The sequence below is a fragment of the Agromyces sp. NPDC055520 genome (genome assembly GCF_053619715.1).
Window position 1 is genome coordinate 1 of record NZ_JBSHJY010000072.1, and the last position, 7,941, is coordinate 7,941.

Genomic DNA, 7,941 nt, shown 5'->3' on the forward strand with positions numbered 1-7,941 from the left:
CGTGTCGCCGCGGCATCCGACGTTCTCGTGGTGCCGGGCCCGAGCGGGCCGCGACGGGCGTCGGGCAGTGTCGGCGGCCGCTTGTAGTCTTGGGGGGTGTCGGACGCAGATAAGCCCACCCTCCTCGTCGTCGACGGCCATTCGCTGGCCTTCCGCGCCTTCTACGCTCTCCCGGTCGACAGTTTCACGACCCGCGACGGCCAGCACACGAACGCCATCCACGGCTTCCTGTCGATGCTGCTGCTGCTGCTCGCGAACGAGAAGCCGACCCACATCGCGGTCGCATTCGACATCTCGCGGGCGTCGTTCCGCACGCGCGAGTACCCCGAGTACAAGGGCACGCGCGGCGAGACGCCGGTCGAGTTCAAGGGGCAGGTGCCGCTGCTGCAAGACGCACTGAAGGCCATGGGCGTGCGCACCCTCGAGAAAGAAGACTTCGAGGCCGACGACATCCTCGCGACGCTCGCGGCCCGCGGTCGCGAAGAGGGCTACCGCGTGCTGCTCGTCTCGGGCGACCGCGACACCATCCAGCTCGTCAACGACGATGTCACGCTGCTCTACCCGAACACGCAGGGCGTCTCGCAACTGAAGCGCTACGACACCGAGGCGGTCGTCGAGCGGTACGGCATCCGCCCCGAGCAGTATCCGGATGTCGCGGCGCTCGTCGGCGAGTCGAGCGACAACCTCATCGGCATCACGAAGGTCGGCGAGAAGACCGCCGTCAAGTGGCTCGGACTCTACGGGTCGCTCGACGGCATCCTCGAGCACGCCGACGAGATCAAGGGCGTCGTCGGGCAGAACCTGCGCGACGAGAAAGAGAACGCGATCCGCAATCGCCGGCTCAACCGGCTCGTCACCGACGTCGAGCTCGACGTCGCGATCGACGAGCTCGAGGCGAAGCCGATCGACATCGAGGCGGTGCAGCCGCTGTTCGAGCGGCTCGAGTTCCGCACGCTGTTCGAGCGGCTGAAGAAGATCGCCGCGGGCGACGGCAACGGCAACGGCGCCTCCGCGGCACCCGGTGGGGCGTCATCGCCCGGTGCAGTGCCAGCTGCAGAGGCGCCGGCGGCGGCCGTCGCCCCGACGCCGCGCCGCCTCCTCGACGAAGAGCTCGCGGCGTGGATCGAGCGCGCCGTCGTCGCCGAGCCCGCGGGCCTCGGCCTCAGCCTCGAGGTGCTCGACGGGCAGGTGATCGGCGCCGGCATCGCGACGTCCGTCGAATCCGTGCACCTGCCGTGGCAGCCGGGGCGCAGCGACTACGCACCGTTCGAGGCGTGGCTCGCGAGCGACGCGCCGAAGATCATGACTGACGCGAAGCCGCAGTTGAAGGCGCTCATGCGCTCGGGTCTCGCCTTCGACGGGCTCGTCGTCGACACCCTCGTCGCCGGCTGGCTCGTGCGGCCGATCCTCGCCGAGAAGACCCTGGCCGACCTCGTCGATCGCTACCTCGGCGAGACCGTGCCGCAGGCCGACCCGGCCCAGCTCGTGCCCGAGGAGGGCACCGACGCCGGCGCGCCCGAGTACGCGTGGTACTCGCTGCGGGTCGCGCCCGTCGTGCTCCGGGCCCTCCCCGAGAGTTCGCGCCAGTTGCTCGCCGACATCGAGATGCCGCTCGTCTCGGTGCTCGCCGCCATGGAGGTGCGCGGCGTCACGGTCGATCACACCGAGCTCGCGTCGCTCTCGGCCGAGCTGGGTGCGCGCGCGGCCGGCCTGGCCGAGGCGGCCTACGCCGAGATCGATCGCGAGGTCAACCTCGGCTCGCCGAAGCAGCTGCAAGAGGTGCTCTTCGACCAGCTCGGCATGCCCAAGACCCGCGCGACGAAGACCGGGTACACGACCGATGCGAGCGCCCTGGCCGACCTGCAGGAGTCGAACCCGCACCCGTTCCTCGGCTACCTGCTCGAGCACCGTGACGCCACGAAACTGCGCCAGATCGTCGAGTCGCTCGACAAGGCGATCGCCGCCGACGGGCGGATCCACACGAGCTACGGGCAGATCGGCGCGGCGACGGGCCGCATGTCGTCGAACGACCCCAACCTGCAGAACATCCCGATCCGCACCGAAGACGGCCGTCGCATCCGCAAGGCGTTCCGGCACGGACCGGAGTACACCGAGTTGCTCACCGCCGACTACTCGCAGATCGAGATGCGCATCATGGCGCACCTCTCGGGCGACCCGGGGCTGATCGAAGCGTTCAACGCCGGTGAAGACCTGCACCGATTCGTCGGCGCGCGCGTCTTCGGGGTCGACCCCGAAGACGTCACCCCCGAGATGCGCACGAAGGTCAAGGCGATGTCGTACGGGCTCGCCTACGGCCTCAGCGCCTTCGGGCTCTCGAAGCAGCTGCGCATCGACCGCGCCGAGGCGACGCAGCTCATGAAGGAGTACTTCGAGCGGTTCGGCGCAGTGCGCGACTACCTGCGAATGGTCGTCGAGCAGGCGAAGATCGACGGCTACACCGAGACGATCTTCGGTCGCCGGCGCCCGTTCCCCGACCTCAACAGCCCCAACCGCGTGCACCGCGAGAACGCCGAACGCGCCGCACTGAACTCGCCGATCCAGGGCTCGGCGGCCGACATCATGAAGATCGCCATGGTGGGCGTCGAGCGCGAGTTCGCCGCCCAGGGGCTCGAGAGCCGCATGCTGCTGACGGTCCACGACGAACTCATCTTCGAGGTCGCAGCGGGTGAGTCCGAGACGCTCGAGGCCGTCGTGCGCGACCGCATGGCGCACGCCGCCGAACTGCTCGTGCCGCTCGACGTGCAGATCGGTCGCGGGGCCAACTGGGAGGACGCGGCGCACTGAGCGGCGACCGCACCGTTGCTGCGCGGTGTCGGCGGCCTGTCATAGGCTCGCATCATGGCATCGAGTGAGCGCACCCCGACCGACGTCGATCGCATCGCAGAGGGGTGGGTCGACACGCTCGTCGAACTGAACCCCGGCGTCGGCACCTACATCGGGCGCACGAGCCACGACGACCGGCTGGCCGACTACTCGCCGGCCGGCCATGAGCGCTCGATCGCCGCCACCCGCGAGGTTCTGGCCGCGTTCCGCGCAGCGACTCCGGTCGACGACGTCGACCGCATCACCGTCGCCGATCTCGGCAGCGAACTCGAACTCGAGCTCGAGCGGCACGATGCCGAGCTCCACCTGCGCGATCTCAATGTCATCGCGAGTCCGGCCCAAGAGATCCGCGAGGTCTTCGACCTCATGCCGACCGACGCCCCCGAAGAGTGGGAGCGCATCGCGAGCCGGCTCGAGGCCGTTCCCGGTGCGATCGACGGCTACATCGAGACGCTGCGTGCCGGCATCGCCCGCGGCACCGTTCCCGCCGTGCGCCAGGTGCGCGAGGTGGCCGCTCAGGCTCGCCGCATCGCGAAGCCCGACGGCTTCTTCGGCACGTTCGCCGGCTCCGCGAAGGCCGGCGACGACGAACTTCCGGCGTCGATCAAGAACCACCTCGGCACCGGTGCCGCTGCGGCCGCCGCCTCGTACGGCCGACTCGCCGAGTTCCTCGAGACCGAGCTGCACCCGGTCGCCGGCGAGCACGACGGCGTCGGCCGCGAGATCTACGCACTGCAGTCGCGGCACTTCCTCGGCGCCGAGATCGACCTCGACGAGACCTACGAGTGGGGCATCGAAGAGCTCGCCCGCATGGTCGCCGAGCAAGAGGCGATCGCGAACGAGATCAAGCCCGGGGCATCCGTCGCCGAGGCCATCGCCTTCCTCGACGGCGACGATTCCCGCAAGCTGCACGGCACCGACGCCCTGCAGCGGTGGATGCAGGAGACGAGCGACCGCGCGGTCGCAGAGCTCGCCGGCACGCAGTTCGACATCCCCGCCGAGATCCGCACGCTCGAGTGCCTGATCGCGCCGACGCAAGAGGGCGGCATCTACTACACCGGCCCGAGCGACGACTTCTCGCGCCCGGGTCGCATGTGGTGGTCGGTGCCCGAGGGCGTGACCGAGTTCGACACCTGGCGCGAGCTCACGACGGTGTACCACGAGGGTGTGCCGGGCCACCACCTGCAGATCGGCCAGGCCGTCGTGAACCGCGGTCAGCTGAACACCTGGCGGCGCCAGCTCGCGGGCACGAGCGGCCACGCAGAGGGTTGGGCGCTCTATGCCGAGCGGCTCATGCAGGGCCTCGGCTACCTCGACGACCCCGCCGACCGGCTCGGCATGCTCGACGGCCAGCGCATGCGCGCCGCCCGCGTCGTGCTCGACATCGGCGTGCACCTCGGCAAGCAGCGGCCCGACGGCCAGGGCGTCTGGACGGGCGAGTACGCCTTCGAGTTCCTCGGCCAGAACGTGAACATGAACGAGGGCTTCGTGCGCTTCGAGGTCAACCGCTACCTCGGCTGGCCGGGCCAGGCGCCGTCGTACAAGGTCGGCCAGCGCATCTGGGAGCAGCTGCGCGACGAGGTGGCGCGCCGCGAGGGTGAGGCGTTCGACATCCGCGAGTTCCACCGCAACGCGCTCGCGCTCGGCGGCGTCGGGCTCGACACTCTGCGTTCAGCGCTGCTCGGCTGAGTCGCGCAGGTGCCGAGGCAGCAGCCGCAGGGGCGCGCACCGTCGACGGATGCCGCGCCGTTGACGGATGGCGCACCGTCGCCGTACGCGCGGGCCCTGGGCCGGGCCGTGGCCGAGCTCGACCCGGGTCTGCAGCGCTACTTCTCGGAGGTGCCCGGGGGCGCGGTCGGCCGCGGCAGCGGTACGTTCGACCTGGTCGGCACGCCGCGCCGGTGGCTCTGGCCCGTGCTCGCGGTGCTCGGCCGATGGGGCGTCCTGTTCCCCGTGCACGAGGTCGACGTGCCGTTCACGGTCGAGAACCGACGTTCGGCGACGGGAGCGCTTCGCGCCGTGCGACGGTTCGAGTTCCGCTCCGGTGCGCGCGAGATGGTCGACACGGTGCACTTCCGCAACGGCCGGGTGGTCGACGTGCTCGGTTCGGGTGGGCAGTTGCGCGTGGCGTTCGAGGCCAGCGCACGCGATGGTGCGCTCGTGCTCCGGTCGACGGCGGTCGGCCTTCGACTCGGTCGGGTGCGACTGCGGATCCCGACCGCCGTGGCGCCGCGAGCCCGACTCGTCGAGCAGTTCGACCCGTCGAGCGGCCGTCAGCGTGTTCGATTCACGCTCGACGCCCCGCTGCTCGGGCGCATCTACGAGTACGCGGGCTCGTTCGTGTACGAGATCGAAAAGGAGGCGCCGGCATGACGCGCGTGGTCATCGCCGGGGCATCCGGGTTCATCGGTCGTGCGCTCGTCGCCCACTTCCGCGCGAGGGGTGACGAGGTCGTCACGATCGGCCGAGGCCGTGAAGCGGATGCCGCGTGGCACGAGCCTGCGGCGCTCGCCCGCCTCATCGACGGAAGCGGAATGCTCGTGAACCTCGCGGGCAGGAGCGTGAACTGCCGGTACACGCCGGCCAATCGCGCTGAGATCATGCGGTCGCGGGTCGAGACGACCGCGGCACTGCGCACGGCGGTGGCCGCTGCGGCCGCACCGCCTCGTGTCTGGTTCAATTCGTCGACGGCGACCATCTACCGGCATGCCGAAGACCGCCCGATGACCGAACGCGACGGCGAGATCGGCACCGGGTTCTCGGTCGAGGTCGCGAAGGCGTGGGAGCGGGAGTTCTTCGCGGGAGCGCTGCCGTCGACCCGGCGTGTCGCCCTGCGCATCGCCATCGTGCTCGGCGACGGCAGCGTGATGCGGCCGCTCGCGCTGCTCGCCCGGTTCGGGCTGGGCGGCCCGCAGCTCGACGGGCGCTGGCCTTCGACGCGGGCGCGCAGGGCGGCGGGCACGCACCACGAGTTCCGTGCGCGCGGCGGCCGGCAGCGGTTCAGCTGGGTGCATCTCGACGATCTCGCGGGCATCATCGACTTCCTCGCGGAGCGGCCCGATCTCGACGGTGTCGTCAACGTCAGCGCGCCGAATCCCACCGACAATCGCACGCTCATGCGCGCCATCCGGCGGCTGCTCCGCATGCCCTTCGGCATGCCGGCGTGGCGGTGGATGCTCGAACTCGGCTCGGCGGTGATCCGCACCGAGACCGAACTCGTGCTGAAGAGCCGTTGGGTCGTGCCCGAGCGGCTGCTCGAGGCCGGTTACGAGTTCGCGAACCCCGACCTCGAACCCGCGCTCCGCAGCATCCTGAAGCCCGAATCGGCGGGTGCCGGGGCCGCAGCGGCGTCGGCCGCGGGGGAGTGACGCGGCCGGTTGCCATTGCGCGAGCCGTTCCGTTAGGATTGAGCGTCACTCGTGTGACATCCCTGTCCGCATGCCCATCGCGGAATCAACATATCGCTCTCCCACGCGATGGGCTCGATTTTGTCCTTTACGGAGCATTCACTACATGACAACCGCAACGACCAAGGCACCCAAGCAGGTCGCGATCAACGACATCGGATCTGCTGACGATTTCCTCGCCGCGGTCGAGAAGACTTTGAAGTTCTTCAACGACGGCGACCTCATCGAGGGTACCGTCGTGAAGATCGACCGCGACGAGGTGCTCCTCGACGTCGGCTACAAGACCGAGGGTGTCATCCCCTCGCGTGAGCTTTCCATCAAGCACGACGTCGACCCCAGCGAGGTCGTCGGCGTCGGCGACACCGTCGAGGCCCTCGTTCTCCAGAAGGAGGACAAGGAAGGCCGTCTCATCCTGTCGAAGAAGCGCGCTCAGTACGAGCGTGCGTGGGGCGACGTGGAGAAGATCAAGGAGGCCGACGGCGTCGTGACCGGTTCGGTCATCGAGGTCGTCAAGGGCGGCCTGATCGTCGACATCGGCCTCCGCGGATTCCTCCCGGCGTCGCTCATCGAGCTCCGCCGCGTGCGCGACCTCACGCCGTACCTCGGCCAGGAGATCGAGGCGAAGATCCTCGAGCTCGACAAGAACCGCAACAACGTCGTGCTCTCGCGCCGCGCGCTCCTCGAGCAGACGCAGTCCGAGTCGCGTTCGACGTTCCTCGCGAACCTCCACCCGGGCCAGATCCGCAAGGGTGTCATCTCGTCGATCGTCAACTTCGGTGCGTTCGTCGACCTGGGCGGCGTCGACGGTCTCGTCCACGTCTCCGAGCTCTCGTGGAAGCACATCGAGCACGCCAGCGAGGTCGTCGAGGTCGGTCAGGAGGTCACCGTCGAGGTGCTCTCCGTCGAGCTCGACCGCGAGCGCGTCTCGCTGTCGCTCAAGGCGACGCAGGAGGACCCGTGGCAGGTCTTCGCCCGTACCCACGCGATCGGTCAGGTCGCCCCGGGTAAGGTCACGAAGCTCGTTCCGTTCGGTGCGTTCGTTCGCGTCGCCGACGGCATCGAGGGCCTCGTCCACATCTCCGAGCTGTCGGGCAAGCACGTCGAGCTCGCAGAGCAGGTCGTGTCGGTCGGCGAAGAGGTCTTCGTCAAGGTCATCGACATCGACCTCGAGCGCCGCCGCATCTCGCTCTCGCTGAAGCAGGCGAACGAGGGCGTCGACCCCGAGGGCACCGAGTTCGACCCGGCGCTCTACGGCATGCTCACCGAGTACGACGAGGCGGGCAACTACAAGTACCCCGAGGGCTTCGACCCCGAGACCAACGAGTGGCGCGAGGGCTTCGAGGCCCAGCGCGAGAAGTGGGAGCAGGACTACGCTGCAGCCCAGGCTCGCTGGGAGGCGCACAAGAAGCAGGTCGCCGCGGCGAACGCTGCCGCTGTGGCCGACGACTCGTTCACCTCGAGCGCTGCGTCGTTCTCGAGCGACTCGGCCGGCGCGGGCACCCTCGCCGACGACGCGTCGCTCGCGGCGCTGCGCGAGAAGCTCTCGAGCAACAACTGATCGCTGCCGCGATTCACGCGGCACGCGGTACGGAAGGCCGGTCCCCTCGCTGCCCGGCATGGACGGGATCACCGCCGCCGTGGAGCTGCAGGCCAAGCTGCCCTCCTGCCGTTCCCTGCTGCTGACCAGCGT

5 protein-coding genes are annotated in these 7,941 nt (G+C 69.5%); all 5 read left to right on the forward strand.

The genetic code is table 11. The annotated features are described in order from the left end of the window. The first annotated feature begins 96 nt into the window (after nucleotides 1–96). The 5 genes from polA to rpsA all read left to right on the forward strand — a co-directional run bounded on the left by polA (nucleotide 97) and on the right by rpsA (nucleotide 7,809). Entirely contained in the window at nucleotides 97–2,805 is a 2,709-nt protein-coding gene (gene polA / locus ACWGST_RS16570) for a DNA polymerase I (RefSeq protein ID WP_452047768.1), read from the forward strand. Nucleotides 2,806–2,859: 54 nt separating this feature from the next. Then, nucleotides 2,860–4,533, forward strand: coding sequence for a DUF885 domain-containing protein (locus tag ACWGST_RS16575; protein WP_452047769.1), 1,674 nt, complete (start codon nucleotides 2,860–2,862; stop codon nucleotides 4,531–4,533). 9 nt (nucleotides 4,534–4,542) lie between these two features. Next, complete coding sequence (locus ACWGST_RS16580; RefSeq protein WP_452047770.1) at nucleotides 4,543–5,217, forward strand: DUF4166 domain-containing protein; 675 nt, start codon at nucleotides 4,543–4,545, stop codon at nucleotides 5,215–5,217. Continuing rightward, nucleotides 5,214–6,212, forward strand: coding sequence for an epimerase (locus ACWGST_RS16585; protein ID WP_452047771.1), 999 nt, complete (start codon nucleotides 5,214–5,216; stop codon nucleotides 6,210–6,212). Before ACWGST_RS16580 ends, ACWGST_RS16585 begins: the two co-directional genes overlap by 4 nt. Before the next feature lie 145 nt (nucleotides 6,213–6,357). After that, nucleotides 6,358–7,809, forward strand: a complete 1,452-nt coding sequence (rpsA, locus tag ACWGST_RS16590) for a 30S ribosomal protein S1 (RefSeq protein ID WP_332063144.1) — start codon at nucleotides 6,358–6,360, stop codon at nucleotides 7,807–7,809. The last annotated feature ends 132 nt before the right edge of the window (nucleotides 7,810–7,941 follow it).